At 69.9% G+C, this 16,427-nt stretch carries 14 protein-coding genes; 12 read left to right on the top strand and 2 right to left on the bottom strand.

The features are described from left to right. Window positions 1-56: 56 nt before the first annotated feature. From ACZ66S_RS33880 to mutM, 8 genes are all read left to right on the top strand, one after another. Window positions 57-3,287, top strand: coding sequence for a helicase-related protein (locus ACZ66S_RS33880; RefSeq protein ID WP_469905390.1), 3,231 nt, complete (start codon window positions 57-59; stop codon window positions 3,285-3,287). A gap of 94 nt (window positions 3,288-3,381) precedes the next feature. Further along, a complete protein-coding gene (gene rsmD / locus ACZ66S_RS33875; protein ID WP_469905389.1) occupies window positions 3,382-3,984 on the top strand; it encodes a 16S rRNA (guanine(966)-N(2))-methyltransferase RsmD in 603 nt (200 codons plus the stop codon). A 26-nt stretch (window positions 3,985-4,010) separates the two neighbouring features. Continuing rightward, the gene (gene coaD, locus ACZ66S_RS33870) at window positions 4,011-4,490 is read left to right on the top strand and encodes a pantetheine-phosphate adenylyltransferase (RefSeq protein WP_020138732.1); all 480 of its coding nucleotides are present in this window, start codon (window positions 4,011-4,013) and stop codon (window positions 4,488-4,490) included. A 57-nt stretch (window positions 4,491-4,547) separates the two neighbouring features. Next, on the top strand, window positions 4,548-5,642 hold the full coding sequence (locus ACZ66S_RS33865; RefSeq protein WP_469905388.1) for an ATP synthase F0 subunit B: 1,095 nt from the start codon (window positions 4,548-4,550) through the stop codon (window positions 5,640-5,642). Between the two features lie 132 nt (window positions 5,643-5,774). Beyond that, the gene (locus ACZ66S_RS33860; protein ID WP_469905387.1) at window positions 5,775-6,437 is read left to right on the top strand and encodes a YceD family protein; all 663 of its coding nucleotides are present in this window, start codon (window positions 5,775-5,777) and stop codon (window positions 6,435-6,437) included. Between the two features lie 2 nt (window positions 6,438-6,439). Further along, the gene (gene rpmF / locus ACZ66S_RS33855; RefSeq protein WP_006139588.1) at window positions 6,440-6,613 is read left to right on the top strand and encodes a 50S ribosomal protein L32; all 174 of its coding nucleotides are present in this window, start codon (window positions 6,440-6,442) and stop codon (window positions 6,611-6,613) included. A 19-nt stretch (window positions 6,614-6,632) separates the two neighbouring features. Next, window positions 6,633-7,445, top strand: a complete 813-nt coding sequence (gene rnc, locus ACZ66S_RS33850; RefSeq protein WP_469905435.1) for a ribonuclease III — start codon at window positions 6,633-6,635, stop codon at window positions 7,443-7,445. Between the two features lie 108 nt (window positions 7,446-7,553). After that, the gene (mutM, locus tag ACZ66S_RS33845; protein WP_469905386.1) at window positions 7,554-8,414 is read left to right on the top strand and encodes a bifunctional DNA-formamidopyrimidine glycosylase/DNA-(apurinic or apyrimidinic site) lyase; all 861 of its coding nucleotides are present in this window, start codon (window positions 7,554-7,556) and stop codon (window positions 8,412-8,414) included. Here mutM and ACZ66S_RS33840 read toward each other — a convergent pair. After that, on the bottom strand, window positions 8,387-8,788 hold the full coding sequence (locus ACZ66S_RS33840) for a winged helix-turn-helix transcriptional regulator (protein ID WP_469905385.1): 402 nt from the start codon (window positions 8,786-8,788) through the stop codon (window positions 8,387-8,389). The two genes, mutM and ACZ66S_RS33840, sit on opposite strands and share 28 nt — an antisense overlap. Window positions 8,789-8,875: 87 nt before the next feature. After that, complete coding sequence (locus tag ACZ66S_RS33835; protein ID WP_469905384.1) at window positions 8,876-9,955, bottom strand: CAP domain-containing protein; 1,080 nt, start codon at window positions 9,953-9,955, stop codon at window positions 8,876-8,878. 172 nt (window positions 9,956-10,127) lie between these two features. Between ACZ66S_RS33835 and ACZ66S_RS33830 the strand changes: the two genes are divergently transcribed. The 4 genes from ACZ66S_RS33830 to ACZ66S_RS33815 all read left to right on the top strand — a co-directional run bounded on the left by ACZ66S_RS33830 (window position 10,128) and on the right by ACZ66S_RS33815 (window position 16,372). After that, window positions 10,128-10,409 carry an acylphosphatase gene (locus ACZ66S_RS33830; protein WP_469905383.1) on the top strand — a complete coding sequence of 94 codons (282 nt, stop codon included), beginning with the start codon at window positions 10,128-10,130 and terminating at the stop codon, window positions 10,407-10,409. A 382-nt stretch (window positions 10,410-10,791) separates the two neighbouring features. After that, on the top strand, window positions 10,792-10,995 hold the full coding sequence (locus ACZ66S_RS33825; protein ID WP_016432419.1) for a hypothetical protein: 204 nt from the start codon (window positions 10,792-10,794) through the stop codon (window positions 10,993-10,995). Window positions 10,996-11,215: 220 nt separating this feature from the next. Further along, window positions 11,216-14,785 carry a chromosome segregation protein SMC gene (gene smc / locus ACZ66S_RS33820; protein WP_469905382.1) on the top strand — a complete coding sequence of 1,190 codons (3,570 nt, stop codon included), beginning with the start codon at window positions 11,216-11,218 and terminating at the stop codon, window positions 14,783-14,785. A gap of 168 nt (window positions 14,786-14,953) precedes the next feature. Further along, a complete protein-coding gene (locus ACZ66S_RS33815; RefSeq protein ID WP_469905381.1) occupies window positions 14,954-16,372 on the top strand; it encodes a sugar porter family MFS transporter in 1,419 nt (472 codons plus the stop codon). Window positions 16,373-16,427: the final 55 nt, after the last annotated feature.

The raw sequence follows: 16,427 nt of genomic DNA, 5'->3' as shown, positions 1-16,427 counted from the left end.
CGTCTGACCAGGGGTTTCCCGGTATGTATACGGCAATGTCAGTGCGGTGGTGTGCAATGGATCTCGTGCCCGCGCTGGAAGAACCACTGAAGAAGGTGCTCGGCCCCGCCACCGCGAAGGTGATGGCCGAGCACCTCGGCCTGCACTCGGTAGGCGACCTCCTGCACCACTACCCGCGCCGATACGAGGAGCGGGGCCAGCTCACCCACCTCGCCGACCTGCCCATGGACGAGCACGTCACCGTGGTCGCCCAGGTCGCCGACGCCCGCCTGCACACCTTCGCCTCCGCAAGGGCGCCGCGCGGCAAGGGGCAGCGGCTGGAGGTCACCATCACGGACGGCAGCGGCCGCCTCCAACTGGTCTTCTTCGGCAACGGCGTGCACAAGCCCCACAAGGAACTCCTGCCGGGCACCCGCGCGATGTTCGCCGGCAAGGTCTCCCTCTTCAACCGCCGCCTCCAACTGGCACACCCGGCCTACGAGTTGCTGCGCGGCGCCGACGACGAGGCAGTGGAGACCGTCGAGACCTGGGCGGGCGCCCTCATCCCCATCTACCCCGCCACCGCCAAACTCGAGTCCTGGAAGATCGGCAAGGCCGTCCAGACGGTCCTGCCGAGCGCCCAGGAGGCCGTCGACCCCCTCCCGGAGTCGCTGCGCGAGGGCCGCGGCCTGGTCACCCTCCCCGAGGCCCTCCTCAAGATCCACCGCCCGCACACCAAGGCCGACATCGCCGACGCCCACGCCCGCCTCAAGTGGGACGAGGCCTTCGTCCTCCAGGTCGCCCTCGCCCGCCGCCGCCACGCGGACGCCCAACTCCCGGCAGTCCCCAGGAAACCCGCCCCGGACGGCCTCCTCACCGCCTTCGACGACCGCCTCCCCTTCACCCTCACGGAAGGCCAGCAGAAGGTCTCGAAGGAAATCTTCGACGACCTGGCCACGGACCATCCGATGCACCGGTTGCTGCAGGGGGAGGTGGGCTCGGGCAAGGCCCAGCCTCTCGACTCGCTCGTCCTCACGCCCGCCGGTTTCCGCCGTATGGGGGACATGAGGGTGGGTGACGAGATCGTCGTGCCCGACGGGGAGATCGCGCTGCTCGACGGCGTCTTCCCGCAGGGCGAGCGCGATGTCTGGCGCCTGGTCCTCTCGGACGGCAGCTCCGTCGAGTGCGACGACGAACATCTGTGGATCGTCGGGACGAGTTGTGGCTGGCACCGTGGCCAGGCTCCCAAGGTCATGACGACTCGCGAGATTCGGCTCGACACCTTCAAGGCCAACGGATCGTCGAAGTGGTACCTCCCGGCCGCCACCCCGGTCGATCTCGGAGACGACTGCGGTCTGCCTCTCGATCCGTACCTGTTCGGCCTTCTTCTGGGAGACGGCTCCTTCCGGCACAACCTGCGGTTGTCTACGGTCGACCCCGAGATCCGTGACGCGGTCGAGGCCGCCGTGGCACCGGACTGCCGACTGGTTCCGGTGAGCGGTTCCCGCTGCGACTACACGATCCAGTCGACGCAGCGCGCGGGCGGCGTGCGCAATCCGGTGATCCAGGCCGTGCGGGACCTGAACCTCTGGGGGGTGTCGTCACACGGCAAGTTCATTCCCGACGAGTACAAGAACACGTCGATCAAGAATCGTCTCGCCGTGCTGCAAGGGCTCATGGACACAGACGGCACTGTCGACAAGGCCGGCCTCAGCATCTCCTTCTGCTCCGCTTCCCTCAGGCTCGCGGAGGACGTCGCGTGGCTGGTCCGTTCACTGGGCGGCAGGGCGCGAGTCCGGCCGAGGCGAGCGGCGTTCAACGTCTTCCTCTCCCTGCCCGACGAGTACGCCCCGTTCAGGCTCAGGCGCAAGGCCGAACGAGTGGGCCCGCGCCCGAAGTACAACACGTTCCGACGGGGCATCCGGGCGGTCGAGTACGTGGGACGCAAGCCCGTCCAGTGCATCAGCGTCGCGCACCCCAGCCGCGCCTACGTCACCGACAACTTCACAGTGACTCACAACACCATGGTCGCCCTGCGCGCCATGCTCGCCGTCGTCGACGCGGGTGGGCAGGCCGCCATGTTGGCTCCTACCGAGGTGCTCGCGCAGCAGCATCACCGGTCGGTCGTCGAGATGATGGGGGAGCTCGCCGAGGGCGGGATGCTGGGCGGGTCCGAGCACGCCACCAAGGTCGTGCTGCTCACCGGGTCGATGGGGACGGCCGCGCGCAGACAGGCCATGCTGGACCTGGTCACCGGCGAGGCCGGGATCGTGATCGGCACCCACGCGCTGATCGAGGACAAGGTGCAGTTCCACGACCTGGGCCTGGTCGTCGTCGACGAACAGCACCGGTTCGGGGTCGAGCAGCGGGACGCCCTGCGCGGCAAGGGAAAACAGCCGCCCCACCTCCTCGTCATGACGGCCACCCCCATCCCGCGCACGGTCGCGATGACGGTCTTCGGCGACCTGGAGACCTCCGTCCTCGACCAGCTCCCGGCCGGCCGTTCCCCGATCGCCAGCCATGTCGTGCCCGCCGCCGACAAGCCGCACTTCCTCAGCCGCGCCTGGGAGCGCGTCCGCGAGGAGGTGGAGAACGGCCACCAGGCCTACGTCGTCTGCCCCCGCATCGGCGACGAGGAGGAGGATCCCAAGAAGTCCGCCAAGAAGAAGTCCCCGGAGGACGAGGCCGAGAAGCGGCCGCCGCTCGCCGTCCTGGACGTCGCCGACCAGCTCGCCAAGGGCCCGCTCAGCGGCCTCCGGGTCGAGGTGCTGCACGGCCGCATGCACCCCGACGACAAGGACGCGGTCATGCGCCGCTTCGCCGCCGGCGAGACCCACGTCCTGGTCGCCACCACGGTCATCGAGGTCGGCGTCAACGTCCCGAACGCCACGGCGATGGTCATCATGGACGCCGACCGCTTCGGCGTCTCCCAGCTCCACCAGTTGCGCGGCCGCGTGGGCCGGGGCTCGGCACCCGGCCTGTGCCTCCTGGTCTCGGAGATGCCGGAGGCCAGCCCGGCCCGCCAGCGGCTGAACGCGGTGGCGTCGACGCTGGACGGCTTCGAACTCTCCCGCATCGACCTGGAACAGCGAAGGGAGGGCGACGTCCTGGGGCAGGCCCAGTCCGGCGCCCGGACCTCCCTGCGGGTCCTCGCGGTCATCGAGGACGAGGAGATCATCGCGGAGGCCCGGGAGGAGGCGACGGCGGTGGTGGAGGCGGACCCGGAACTGACGGCCCTGCCCGGCCTGCGCACGGCCCTGGACGCCCTCCTGGACGAGGAGCGGGAGCAGTACCTGGAGAAGGGCTGAGAAACTGGATGCGTCACCATCCTCCGAATCCGCTGAATCCCCTGAAGCCTCCGCAACCGAACCCCCGACACCACCCCCCGAGCAAGGACCGAAGATGACTCGCGTGATCGCGGGCAGGGCCGGCGGCCGCCGCCTGGCCGTCCCGCCAGGGAACGGCACCCGTCCCACCTCGGACCGCGCGCGCGAAGGCCTCTTCTCCACCTGGCAGTCCCTGCTCGGCGGCCCCCTCCGGGGCGAACGGGTCCTCGACCTGTACGCCGGCTCGGGCGCGGTCGGCCTCGAAGCCCTCTCCCGGGGCGCGGGCCACACCCTCCTCGTGGAGGCCGACGCCCGGGCGGCCCGCACGATCCGCGAGAACGTCAAAAACCTCGGGCTGCCCGGCGCCGAGGTCCGCGCGGGCAAGGCGGAACAGATCATCCGGGCCGGGGCGCCGACAGCGCCGTACGACCTCGTCTTCCTGGACCCTCCGTACCGAGTCACAGATCACGATCTTCGGGAGATTCTCCTCACACTCCGCTCGGAACACTGGCTAGCGCCGGAGGCCCTGGTCACCGTGGAGCGCAGCACCAGAGGCGGTGAGTTCGCCTGGCCGCCCGGTTTCGAGGCGGTCAAGGCCCGTCGCTACGGCGAGGGAACGTTTTGGTACGGTCGCGCCGCCATGGGCGACAACGCCTCTACGTGCGAAGACGCACGATGACCGGACCGGAGAGCGAGGGATCTCAAGTGCGCCGCGCCGTCTGTCCCGGGTCGTTCGACCCGATCACCAACGGACACCTCGACATCATCTCCCGCGCCTCCCGTCTGTACGACGAGGTCTATGTCGCGGTGATGATCAACAAGTCCAAGAAGGGCCTGTTCGAGATCGACGAACGGATCGACCTGATCCGCGAGGTCACCGCCGAGTACGGCAACGTGATCGTCGAGGCCTTCCACGGCCTGCTCGTCGACTACTGCAAGGAACGCGACATCCCGGCCATCGTCAAGGGCCTGCGCGCGGTCAGCGACTTCGACTACGAGCTGCAGATGGCCCAGATGAACAACGGCCTGAGCGGTGTCGAGACCCTCTTCGTGCCGACCAACCCCACCTACAGCTTCCTGTCCTCCTCGCTCGTCAAGGAGGTCGCCACCTGGGGCGGGGACGTCTCCCACCTGGTGCCCCCGAGGGTCCTCGAAGCCCTGAACGAGCGCCTCCGGAAGGGCTGATGGGGCTACAGTCGTCCCGTCCGTCTCCAACACGGCTGTAGAGAGTGGCGAGCACAGGTGGACGTGCAGAAGAAGCTCGACGAGATCGTCGCCGCGGTCTCCGGCGCCCGGTCGATGCCCATGTCGGCGTCGGTGATGGTCAACCGCGCCGACCTGCTCGCGATGCTCGAAGAGCTGCGCCAGGCCCTGCCCGGTTCCCTCGCGCAGGCGCAGGAGCTGATCGGCGACCGTGAGCAGATGGTCGAGCAGGCCCGCCAGGAGGCCGAGCGGATCATCTCCACGGCCCACGCCGAGCGCGGCTCCCTGATCTCCGACACCGAGATCGCCCGCCGTTCGCAGGCCGAGGCCGACCGGATCCTCAACGAGGCCCGCCAGGAGGCCGAGGAGGTCCGCGCGGAGGCCGACGACTACGTCGACTCCAAGCTCGCCAACTTCGAGGTCGTCCTCACCAAGACCCTCGGCTCGGTGGGCCGCGGCCGCGAGAAGCTCCTCGGCACCGGCCCGGGCCTCGACGAGAACGGCTACGAGGACGAGGACGCCCCCGAGCGCAGCCACGACCCCGAGACCCTGCGCAAGGACGCCGACTCCTACGTCGACGCCAAGCTCGGCGCCTTCGAGGCGGTCCTCGCCAAGACCCTGGAGGCCGTCGGCCGCGGCCGCCAGAAGCTGCACGGCCGTATCGCCAGCGACGACCTCGGCGCCCTCGGCGACCACACCGCCACCGTCCAGCACTCCAGCGACGCCGACTACCTGGCCGACCTCGCCGCCCTCGCCGAGCAGGACAGCCGGGCCGCGGCCCAGGCGCCGGTCCCGGCCGAGCAGCCGGACTACGCCCAGCAGCCGGCGTACGGCTACCAGCAGCAGACCGACGCCTACGCCGGTTACCAGCAGCAGCCCGACCCCTACGCCCAGCAGGACCCGTACGGCTACCAGCAGGCCGACCCCTATTCCCCCACCTCCGGCTACGCTCCGGCGGGAGGTGCCCCCTTCCAGGGCTACGACCAGCAGCAGGCCGCGTACGACCAGCAGCACCAGGTGCAGCAGGCCCACCAGCCGCAGCAGGACTACGCCTTGGACGAGACCAGCCTCTTCGACACCGGCATGATCACGCCGGAGCAGTTGAGGGCGTACGAGCAGGGTCGCGGCCAGTAAGGGACCACCGGATTGGGCCGTGAGCGAAAGGTCCAGTATCCTGGCTCTTCGGTCGCGTGTACGTCCGCGATCACCGCTGCCCGGGAACACCGAAGGGCGGCGTCCCTCTGAGCTCGAAGATCGAAAGCAGGAATGGCTCCCAACGCGCGCCTCGACCACCGCAGCCCTCTCGTGTTCGACACACACGAGCTGGGTCGGCGTCCTGGCGCGCTGCAGCGCCTGACCCGCGAGATCGACGCTCCCAAGGATCTCGGCATCCAGGGAGTGATCGGAGTGCCGGAAGGCGCCCCGGTCGTGCTCGAACTCCGGCTCGAGTCGGTCATGGAAGGGGTGCTTGTCACAGGCACCGCCCGTGCACAGGCCGAGGGGGAGTGCGTAAGGTGTCTGGAGCCGCTTGAGCTGGCGCTCGAAGCGGACTTCCAGGAGATGTTCTCGTACCCCGACGCCGACGACCGTGGCCGCGTGAAAGCGGAACCGGCCGACGACGCCGAGGAATCCGCGGAAAACGAGGACAGGCTCTTCATCGAGGACGGCCTGTTCGACCTCGAACCCGTGCTGCGTGATGCGGTGGTGCTCGCACTGCCGATGCAGCCGGTGTGCCAGGACGACTGCCCCGGCCTGTGCTCCGAGTGCGGAGCCCGGCTGGCGGACGACCCGGACCACCACCATGACGCCGTCGACATCCGTTGGGCGGCACTGCAGGGACTCGCCGGTTCACTCGAAGACGGCGAGAAGGACGAGATGAGTGGCGAAGCGCCTCGATCGGCGCCCGCCAACGAGAAGCAGGAGAAGTAGCCGTGGCTGTTCCGAAGCGGAAGATGTCGCGCAGCAACACGCGCCACCGCCGGTCGCAGTGGAAGGCTGCGGTCCCCACCCTGGTTGCGTGCGAGCGCTGCCACGAGCCCAAGCTGCAGCACATCGCGTGCCCCGCTTGTGGCACCTACAACAAGCGCCAGGTCCTCGAGGTCTGAGCGGCTGGTGAGAGGCACTGTGTCCACGCCGAAGAAGAACGCGGGCGACAACCAGGCCTCGTCCCACACGCTGCTTGAAGGGCGGCTCGGGTACAAGCTCGAGTCCGCCCTTCTGGTGCGTGCGCTGACCCACCGGTCCTACGCATACGAGAACGGCGGTCTGCCGACCAACGAGCGGCTGGAGTTCCTCGGGGACTCCGTGCTCGGCCTCGTGGTCACGGACACGCTGTACACCACCCACCCCGACCTGCCCGAAGGCCAACTGGCCAAGTTGCGGGCCGCGGTGGTCAACTCGCGTGCGTTGGCGGAGGTCGGCCGCGGGCTCGACCTGGGTTCCTTCATCCGGCTCGGCCGTGGTGAAGAGGGCACGGGCGGCCGGGACAAGGCGTCCATCCTTGCCGACACCCTGGAAGCGGTGATCGGCGCGGTCTATCTCGACCAGGGTCTCGAGGCGGCGAGCGAACTCGTTCACCGGCTCTTCGACCCCCTGATCGAGAAGTCCTCCAACCTCGGTGCCGGCCTGGACTGGAAGACCAGTCTCCAGGAGCTCACCGCGACCGAAGGACTCGGTGTCCCCGAGTACCTGGTCACGGAGACCGGCCCCGACCACGAGAAGACCTTCACTGCTGCCGCCCGCGTCGGAGGCGTCTCGTACGGCACCGGCACCGGCCGCAGCAAGAAGGAGGCGGAGCAGCAGGCCGCGGAGTCCGCCTGGAGGTCCATCCGGGCCGCCGCGGACGAGCGTGCCGAGGCGGCGGCCGCGAAGGCTGTGGAAGCAGTCGTCGAAGCCGCCGAGGACGACGACGAAGGTCCGTCGTCCGTCTCCGCCTGACGCCTGGAAGCACCCAGCGCGTCTGGAAGAACAGCGCAGTCGAGCGCCTGCCCCTGAACACCGGGGCGGGCGCTCGGCTCATGCACCGGTCCATGACGGGGGAGCCCCATGCCCGAGTTGCCCGAGGTCGAGGTCGTACGGCGTGGTCTTGAGCGGTGGGTCGCCCACCGTACGGTCGCCGAGGCCGAGGTGCTGCACCCGCGCGCGGTCCGCCGTCACCTCGCCGGCGCCGAGGACTTCGCGCACCGCCTCAAGGGCCACCGCGTCGGCACTCCGAGCCGCCGTGGGAAGTACCTGTGGCTGCCCCTGGAGGACACGGACCAGTCGGTCCTGGCCCACCTCGGGATGAGCGGCCAACTGCTGGTGCAGCCGCACGCGGCGCCCGACGAGAAGCACCTCAGGATCCGGGTGCGGTTCGCGGACGACGTCGACACCGAGCTGCGCTTCGTCGATCAACGCACCTTCGGCGGGCTGTCGTTGCACGACAACACCCCGGACGGACTGCCCGACGTCATCGCGCACATCGCCCGCGATCCCCTCGACCCGCTGTTCGACGACGACGCCTTCCACCAGGCCCTGCGCCGCAAGCGCAGCACCATCAAACGGGCCCTGCTGGACCAGTCGTTGATCAGCGGGGTCGGCAACATCTACGCGGACGAGGCTCTTTGGCGCTCCCGCATCCACTACGAGCGCCCCACCGCCGTTTTCACGCGCCCGCGCACGGCCGAACTCCTGGGCCACGTAAGGGATGTGATGAACGCGGCCCTCGCGGTCGGCGGCACCAGCTTCGACAGCCTGTACGTCAACGTCAACGGTGAGTCGGGGTACTTCGACCGGTCCCTCGACGCCTATGGCCGCGAGGGGCTGCCCTGCAAGCGGTGCGGTACGCCGATGCGCCGGCGGCCCTGGATGAACCGGTCGAGCTACTTCTGCCCGAGGTGTCAGCGGGCGCCGCGCGTCACGTCGTAACGCTCGCGGGCGGCCAGGACGTCGTCCATGCGGCCCTCGACGAAGCGGATGAGGCCCAGCAGGCGCTCGGCGACCTCGTGGCCCAGCGGGGTCAGTTCGTAGTCGACCCGGGGCGGGTTGGTGGGCTGGGCCTCGCGGTGCACCAGGCCGTCGCGCTCCAGCCCCTGGAGGGTCTGGGAGAGCATCTTCTCGCTCACGCCGTCGACCCGGCGGCGCAGTTCGTTGAAGCGCAGCGAGCCCTCGTACAGGGCGCCCAGGGTCAGTGCGCCCCAGCGGCCCGTCACGTGCTCCAGGGTGCCGCGCGAGGGGCAGGCCTTGGCGAACACGTCGTACGGGAGGTCCCGCGCCTCCGGGGGCTGCTGCATGGTGTCCATGCATCGAGCGTACTGGAAAGCAGCGCTATCCGACAGATCGCACTAACTAGAAGTTAGTGCGATCTGTCGGTCGTCGTCGGCGGGTGCCTAGTACCCGAAGTCCTGCGTCCACCAGGGGCCGCCGGCACCGAACTGCACACCGACGCCCAGCGTCTTGAAGTCGCAGTTCAGGATGTTGGCCTTGTGGCCGGGGCTGTTCATCCAGGCCTCCATGACCGAGGCCGCGTCGGCCTGGCCGCGGGCGATGTTCTCGCCGCCGAGGCTGGTGATCCCGGCCTTCGCGGCCCGGTCCCACGGGGAGGCGCCGCTCGGGTCGGTGTGATCGAAGAAGCCCTGGGCGGCCATGGCCTTGCTGAAGTCCTCGGCGAGCTCGCTCAGCGCGCTGTTCGCGGCGACCGGGCTGCACCCGACCTTGGCCCGCTCGACGTTGACGAGCCGGAGCACCTCGGCCCCTGCGGCGGCCTCCGTGGAGACCTCCACCGGCGCTGTGGTCTCCTTCTTGGCCGGCTCCCGCTCCTTCTGCGAGGAGGGCGTCTCCGGCTTCTCGCTCGGCGTGGCCTGCGGCTTCTCGGTCGGCTTCTCGGTCGGTGCGGCCGTCGAGGCCGAGGTCGAGGGGGCCGGGGAGGGCGAGGAGGCGCGCTCGGAGTCCCGGCTCGTCGACGAACCGTCCTCGCGGCTGTCGGCGCTGCCGGAGGTGCCGCCCTGCTCGGCGGGGGAGTTGGTCGGCGAACCGGCCGCCTGCACGTCACCGCCGGTGGTGCTGCCGCCGCCGATCCGGTAGTTGTCCAGGCCCGGCACCACACCCGTGGCGACCGCGACCGTGCCGATCGCGACGGCGGCCGAGACCCCGAGCAGACCGGTCTTCACCGGCGTCACGAGGTTCTTCTTGCGGCGGCGGTGCGAGCCGCTGCGGCGCGAACCGTCGGCGGGCGTGTAGCCCTCGCCCCGGTACAGCGCGTAGTCCTCCTCCGACGCGAACAGGTAGGCGTCACTGCGCGCGTAGGGGTCCGGGGCCTCGGAGCCCGGGAACGTGGTGGTGGCCGCCGAGGTGAAGTCGTACGAGTCCTGCGGGTCGTGGGCGCTCCCGTAGAAACTGTGTGTCTGTGTGAACCCCGTGGCGCGGCCCGTGGCGGCGCGGCCGGCGGCGGAGCGTCGGTGGCGTCCCATGTCCTTGCCTTCCTCGTCTGTTCTTGAGGTCGACGCGTCCCCCCGGTCAACCAAAGTCACAAAACCCACACCATCGAGTGAGTTTCGTATGAGATTCATTGGCAGCGGACAGTACCGCATGCCGCCAGATGAAGGAGTGTCGGGAGAGACATTGGCCGGTTAGGTTGCACCCATGAGCGAGGATGTACGACTGGTCGCCTGGGTGCGTGGACGCGTCCAAGGTGGGGGTTTCCGCTGGTTCACGCGTGCCAAGGCCCTGGAGATCGGCAGCCTGAGTGGTTTTGCTCTCAATCTGGACGACGGACGCGTGCAAGTGGTCGCAGAAGGACCGCGCCAGGGCTGCCAGGGACTCCTCGACTGGCTCCTGGGCGACGACACGCCCGGCCGGGTCGACGGTGTCACCGAGATCTGGGACACACCCCGCGGGGGTTACGACGGCTTCGCCATCCGCTGAGTGCTTTCTGCGAAGCGGCCCGGGTGGGGGCGCGCGGACATGCCACGGGCACCTGCCGGAAGCAGAAAGACGCTGGTGGTTGCCAAGAAGCCCGGGCCGTGGCAGGCTCCCGGGCTAAGAATGATCGTCACGCCCCCGGGGTCCCGAGGGAGTCGCAGCGCCGCCGTTCTGAGGCCGCGCCGGTGCGGGTTGCCACCAATACGGGGCGTGATCGTGTTGACCGTCAAACTTTTTGGTGAGACGCTGAAAGCACCCCGCGCACCTTAGCTGTTTGGCATGGATGAACGGCAGCACGAACTCAAGAGTGTCAAGCACCGCGGGTGCGAATCCCTCACGACCCACACCGCATCGGTCGGTCACTCAGTGTGGAGGACCATCCATCATGGCAAAGGCGCTTCTCGGTTACGTCGGCGGCTCGGACCCTCGACTCCTCGCCGAGATGCGACGGCTCCAGCAGCGCGTCCAGGACCTGGAATCCGAGCTCGTACGGATCCAGGCGGAGAACGACGCGCTCGCGGCTGCCGCTTCTCACGACAGGATCATGGAGAGCATCGACGCACACCAGGCGGAGCCTGCGCTCACCTGATCACTGCATCGCTCCACGACAGCTCACGCAGTGGTCGGGCGGCCTGTATCAACCGCTAAGTTGTCAGAGTTTGCAAGGGACGCTTCGGCGTCCCTTCTTTCTTGCCCCCGCACCCTTTCACTCTCTTAACGTTTGGTGTGCCCTCCACGTTCAAGGGTGAAACCGCGGGCGACAGCGCGTTCATGGAGTGAGACACCCCCGGAAGGTAGAGTCCAGCGCCGTGCACCTCAAGGCCCTGACCCTCCGAGGGTTCAAGTCGTTCGCCTCGGCGACCACGCTCCGGTTCGAGCCGGGGATCACGTGCGTGGTCGGTCCGAACGGCTCGGGCAAGTCCAATGTGGTGGACGCCCTGAGCTGGGTCATGGGCGAGCAGGGCGCCAAGTCGCTGCGCGGCGGCAAGATGGAGGACGTCATCTTCGCCGGCACCACCGGCCGCCCGCCGCTGGGCCGCGCCGAGGTGTCCCTGACCATCGACAACTCCGACGGGGCCCTGCCCATCGAGTACGCCGAGGTCACCATCACGCGGATCATGTTCCGCAACGGCGGCAGCGAGTACCAGATCAACGGCGACACCTGCCGTCTCCTGGACATCCAGGAACTCCTGTCCGACTCCGGCATCGGCCGCGAGATGCACGTCATCGTCGGCCAGGGCCAGCTCGACTCTGTCCTGCACGCCGATCCGACCGGCCGCCGCGCCTTCATCGAGGAGGCCGCCGGCGTCCTCAAGCACCGCAAGCGCAAGGAGAAGGCGCTGCGCAAGCTGGACGCGATGCAGGCCAACCTCGCGCGCGTGCAGGACCTCACCGACGAACTCCGCCGCCAGCTCAAGCCGCTCGGCCGGCAGGCCGCGGTCGCCCGGCGGGCCGCCGTCATCCAGGCCGACCTGCGGGACGCCCGCCTGCGGCTGCTCGCCGACGATCTCGTACGACTGCGGCAGGCGCTGCAGACCGAGGTCGCGGACGAGGCCGCGCTGAAGGAGCGCAAGGAGGCCGCCGAGCTGGAGCTGAAGAAGGCTCTCCAGCGCGAGGCACTGCTGGAGGACGAGGTACGGCAGCTCACGCCCCGGCTCCAGCGCGCCCAGCAGACCTGGTACGAACTCTCCCAGCTCGCCGAGCGGGTCCGCGGCACGATCTCGCTGGCCGACGCGCGCGTGAAGAGCGCCACCTCGGCGCCGGCCGAGGAACGGCGGGGCCGTGACCCCGAGGACATGGAGCGCGAGGCCGCCCGCATCCGCGAGCAGGAGGCCGAGCTGGAGGCAGCCCTGGAGGCCGCCGAGCGGGCTCTGGAGGACACGGTCGCGCACCGCGCCGAACTGGAGCGCGAGCTTGCCCAGGAGGAGCGGCGACTGAAGGACGTGGCCCGGGCCATTGCCGACCGCCGGGAAGGGCTCGCCCGGCTCAGCGGCCAGGTCAACGCGGCCCGTTCCCGTGCCGCCTCCGCGCAGGCCGAGATCGACCGCTTGGCCGCGGCCCGGGACGAGGCCCAGGAGCGGGCCTTCGCTGCACAGGAGGAGTACGAGGCGCTGAAGGCCGAGGTCGACGGCCTCGACGCGGGCGACGCGGAACTCGCCGAGAAGCACGAGGCGGCGAAGCGGCGGCTGGGGGAGGCGGAGGCCGCCCTGACCGAGGCCCGGGAGGCGACCACGGCGGCGGAACGCCGGCGCGCGGCGACCCAGGCCCGCCACGAGGCGTTGGCGATGGGGCTCAGGCGGAAGGACGGCACGGGCACCCTGCTGGGGGCGAAGGAGCGCCTCACCGGTCTGCTGGGCCCGGCGGCGGAACTCCTGACGGTCGCCCCCGGCCACGAGGTGGCGCTGGCGGCGGCCTTCGGAGCGGCGGCGGACGCGCTGGCGGTGACGTCCCCGTCGGCAGCGGCGGAAGCGATCCGCCTGCTGCGCAAGCAGGACGGGGGAAGAGCGTCGCTCCTCCTGGCGGGCGGCCCCGCGGACGCGCCCCCCGCGACCGGCCCCGGCGGGCGCGCGGACACCGGTCACCAGCACGCGGCGGACCTTGTCCGGGCCCCGCAGGACCTCATGCCCGCCGTCCGCCGCCTCCTGCACGGCATCGTCGTCGTCGGCACCCTCGAGGACGCCGAGGACCTCGTCTACGCCCACCCCCACCTCACCGCCGTCACCGCCGAAGGCGACCTCCTCGGCGCCCACTTCGCCCACGGCGGCTCCGCGGGCGCCCCGAGCCTCCTGGAGGTGCAGGCCTCCGTGGACGAGGCCGCCGCCGAGCTCGAGGAGCTGGCGGTCCGCTGCGAGGAGCTCACCGAGGCCCAGCACACCGCCGTCGAGCAGCGCGGGGCGGCGGCCGCGCAGGTCGAGGAGCTGGGGGAGTGCCGCCGCGCCGCCGACCGCGAGAAGTCGGCCGTCGCCCAGCAGCTCGGCCGCCTCGCCGGGCAGGCGAAGGGCGCGGCGGGCGAGGCCGAGCGCTCCACCGCGGCGGCCGCACGCGCGCAGGACGCCCTGGAGAAGGCCCTCGAAGAGGTCGAGGAACTCGCCGAACGCCTCGCCGTCGCCGAGGAGATGCCGGTCGAGGAGGAGCCCGACACCTCGGTGCGGGACCGTCTCGCCGCCGACGGCGCCAACGCCCGCCAGACCGAGATGGAGGCCCGCCTCCAGGTCCGTACCCACGAGGAGCGGGTCAAGGGGCTCGCCGGCCGTGCCGACTCCCTCGACCGGGCCGCCCGCGCGGAACGGGAGGCACGCGCGCGTGCCGAACAGCGGCGGGCCCGACTGCGCCACGAGGCCGCCGTCGCCGAGGCGGTCGCCTCCGGAGCGCGGCAACTGCTCGCCCACGTCGAGGTGTCCCTCGGGCGCGCGGACGCCGAGCGCACCGCCGCCGAGGCCGCCAAGGCGCTGCGGGAACGGGAGCTGACCGCCGCGCGGGGCACCGGCCGCGATCTCAAGGCCGAGCTCGACAAGCTGACCGACTCCGTCCACCGGGGCGAGGTGCTCGGTGCCGAGAAGCGGATGCGGATCGAGCAACTGGAGACCAAGGCGCTGGAGGAGCTCGGCGTCGAGCCGGCCGGACTGGTCGAGGAGTACGGCCCCCACCAGCTCGTGCCCCCCTCCCCGCCGGCCGAGGGCGAGGAGCTGCCCGAGGACCCGGAGCATCCGCGCAACCAGCCGAAGCAGTTCCACCGCGCCGAGCAGGAGAAGCGGCTCAGGTCGGCGGAGCGGGCCTACCAGCAGCTCGGCAAGGTCAATCCGCTCGCGCTGGAGGAGTTCGCGGCGCTGGAGGAGCGGCACAAGTTCCTCAGCGAGCAGCTCGAGGACCTGAAGAAGACCCGCGCCGACCTGCTCCAGGTGGTCAGGGAGGTCGACGAGCGGGTGGAGCAGGTCTTCACCGAGGCCTACCGGGACACCGCCCGGGAGTTCGAGGGCGTCTTCAGCCGGCTCTTCCCGGGCGGCGAGGGGCGGCTGATCCTCACCGACCCCGACAACATGCTCACCACCGGTGTGGACGTCGAGGCGCGGCCGCCGGGCAAGAAGGTCAAGCGGCTCAGCCTGCTCTCCGGTGGCGAGCGGTCGCTCACGGCCGTAGCGTTGCTGGTGTCGATCTTCAAGGCGCGGCCCAGCCCGTTCTACGTGATGGACGAGGTCGAGGCCGCCCTCGACGACACCAACCTCCAGCGGCTGATCCGCATCATGCAGGAGCTGCAAGAGGCCTCGCAGCTCATCGTGATCACGCACCAGAAGCGCACGATGGAGGTCGCCGACGCGCTGTACGGCGTGTCCATGCAGGGCGACGGCGTCTCCAAGGTGATCAGCCAGCGGCTGCGCTAGTCCACCCGGCTACCCCGTTTCACTTTGTTCATTCCTTGAACTCAATGTCCTCAACAGTGCCTGTTTTCTCACACGGCTCTAGCTGTTGCTTTCGGAACTTGAAGGCATAGGGTCTGCATCGTTGTTCTTGCCTTCAGGCAGCGTTGCCGATGGCCTTAGGAGTTGAACGTGACCAGCACAGCGCAGGCGCAGACGTCAGGAGCCGGGCGGGCTCACCCCGATCATCTCGGGCATGTCATCTTCATCGCGGCGGCGGCCGCGATGGGCGGTTTCCTCTTCGGTTACGACAGCTCCGTGATCAACGGCGCGGTCGAGGCCATCCGGGGCCGCTACGACATCGGCTCCGCGGCCCTGGCGCAGGTCATCGCCATCGCCCTGATCGGCTGTGCGATCGGCGCGGCGACCGCCGGACGCATCGCGGACCGTATCGGCCGCATCCGCTGCATGCAGATCTCGGCCGTCCTCTTCACGGTCAGCGCGGTCGGTTCGGCACTGCCCTTCGCGCTGTACGACCTGGCGTTCTGGCGGATCGTCGGCGGCTTCGCCATCGGCATGGCCTCGGTCATCGGCCCCGCCTACATCGCCGAGGTCGCCCCGCCGGCCTACCGGGGCCGGCTCGGCTCCTTTCAGCAGGCCGCGATCGTCATCGGCATCGCCATCTCGCAGCTCGTCAACTGGGGCCTGCTGAACGCCGCCGGCGGCGACCAGCGCGGCAAGCTGATGGGCCTGGAAGCCTGGCAGGTCATGCTCGGCGTCATGGTGATCCCGGCCGTCCTCTACGGTCTGCTCTCCTTCGCCATCCCCGAGTCCCCGCGCTTCCTGATCTCCGTCGGCAAGCACGAGCGGGCCCGGGAGATCCTCGCCGAGGTCGAGGGCGACAAGATCGATCTGGACGCCCGCGTGGCCGAGATCGAGCAGGCCATGAAGAGCGAGCACAAGTCGACCTTCAAGGACCTGCTCGGCGGCTCCTTCTTCTTCAAGCCGATCGTCTGGGTCGGCATCGGCCTCTCGGTCTTCCAGCAGTTCGTCGGCATCAACGTCGCGTTCTACTACTCCTCGACGCTGTGGCAGTCGGTCGGTGTCGACCCGACGGACTCGTTCTTCTACTCCTTCACGACGTCGATCATCAACATCGTCGGCACCGTGATCGCGATGATCTTCGTGGACCGCGTCGGCCGCCGCCCGCTCGCCCTGATCGGCTCGGTTGGCATGGTGGTCGGTCTGGCGCTGGAGGCCTGGGCGTTCTCCTTCGACCTCGTCGACGGCAAGCTGCCGGCCGCGCAGGGCTGGACCGCCCTGATCGCCGCCCACGTGTTCGTCCTCTTCTTCGCCCTGTCCTGGGGTGTGGTCGTCTGGGTCTTCCTCGGCGAGATGTTCCCGAACCGGATCCGCGCCGCCGCGCTCGGTGTAGCCGCGTCCGCGCAGTGGATCGCCAACTGGGCCATCACCGCGAGCTTCCCGTCGCTGGCCGACTGGAACCTCTCCGCGACCTACGTGATCTACACGGTCTTCGCCGCGCTCTCCATCCCGTTCGTCCTCCGGTACGTCAAGGAGACGAAGGGCAAGAAGCTGGAGGACATGGGCTGACGGCCCGCCCACGAGCCCGGGGGGAGGGGCCAACACCCCGCTGCCCTTCTCCCCG

The organism is Streptomyces sp. NPDC107471 (genome assembly GCF_055582845.1).
This window is presented reverse-complemented; position numbering and strand designations above follow the sequence as displayed.

What these genes read in the sequence shown, in the direction of transcription:
- rsmD (WP_469905389.1), top strand. Translation starts at nt 3,382, where the DNA reads ATGACTCGCGTGATCGCGGGCAGGGCCGGCGGCCGCCGCCTGGCCGTC.
- ACZ66S_RS33860 (WP_469905387.1), top strand. Translation starts at nt 5,775, where the DNA reads ATGGCTCCCAACGCGCGCCTCGACCACCGCAGCCCTCTCGTGTTCGAC.
- ACZ66S_RS33880 (WP_469905390.1), top strand. Translation starts at nt 57, where the DNA reads ATGGATCTCGTGCCCGCGCTGGAAGAACCACTGAAGAAGGTGCTCGGC.
- ACZ66S_RS33840 (WP_469905385.1), bottom strand. Translation starts at nt 8,788, where the DNA reads ATGGACACCATGCAGCAGCCCCCGGAGGCGCGGGACCTCCCGTACGAC.
- ACZ66S_RS33825 (WP_016432419.1), top strand. Translation starts at nt 10,792, where the DNA reads ATGGCAAAGGCGCTTCTCGGTTACGTCGGCGGCTCGGACCCTCGACTC.
- ACZ66S_RS33830 (WP_469905383.1), top strand. Translation starts at nt 10,128, where the DNA reads ATGAGCGAGGATGTACGACTGGTCGCCTGGGTGCGTGGACGCGTCCAA.
- mutM (WP_469905386.1), top strand. Translation starts at nt 7,554, where the DNA reads ATGCCCGAGTTGCCCGAGGTCGAGGTCGTACGGCGTGGTCTTGAGCGG.
- ACZ66S_RS33835 (WP_469905384.1), bottom strand. Translation starts at nt 9,955, where the DNA reads ATGGGACGCCACCGACGCTCCGCCGCCGGCCGCGCCGCCACGGGCCGC.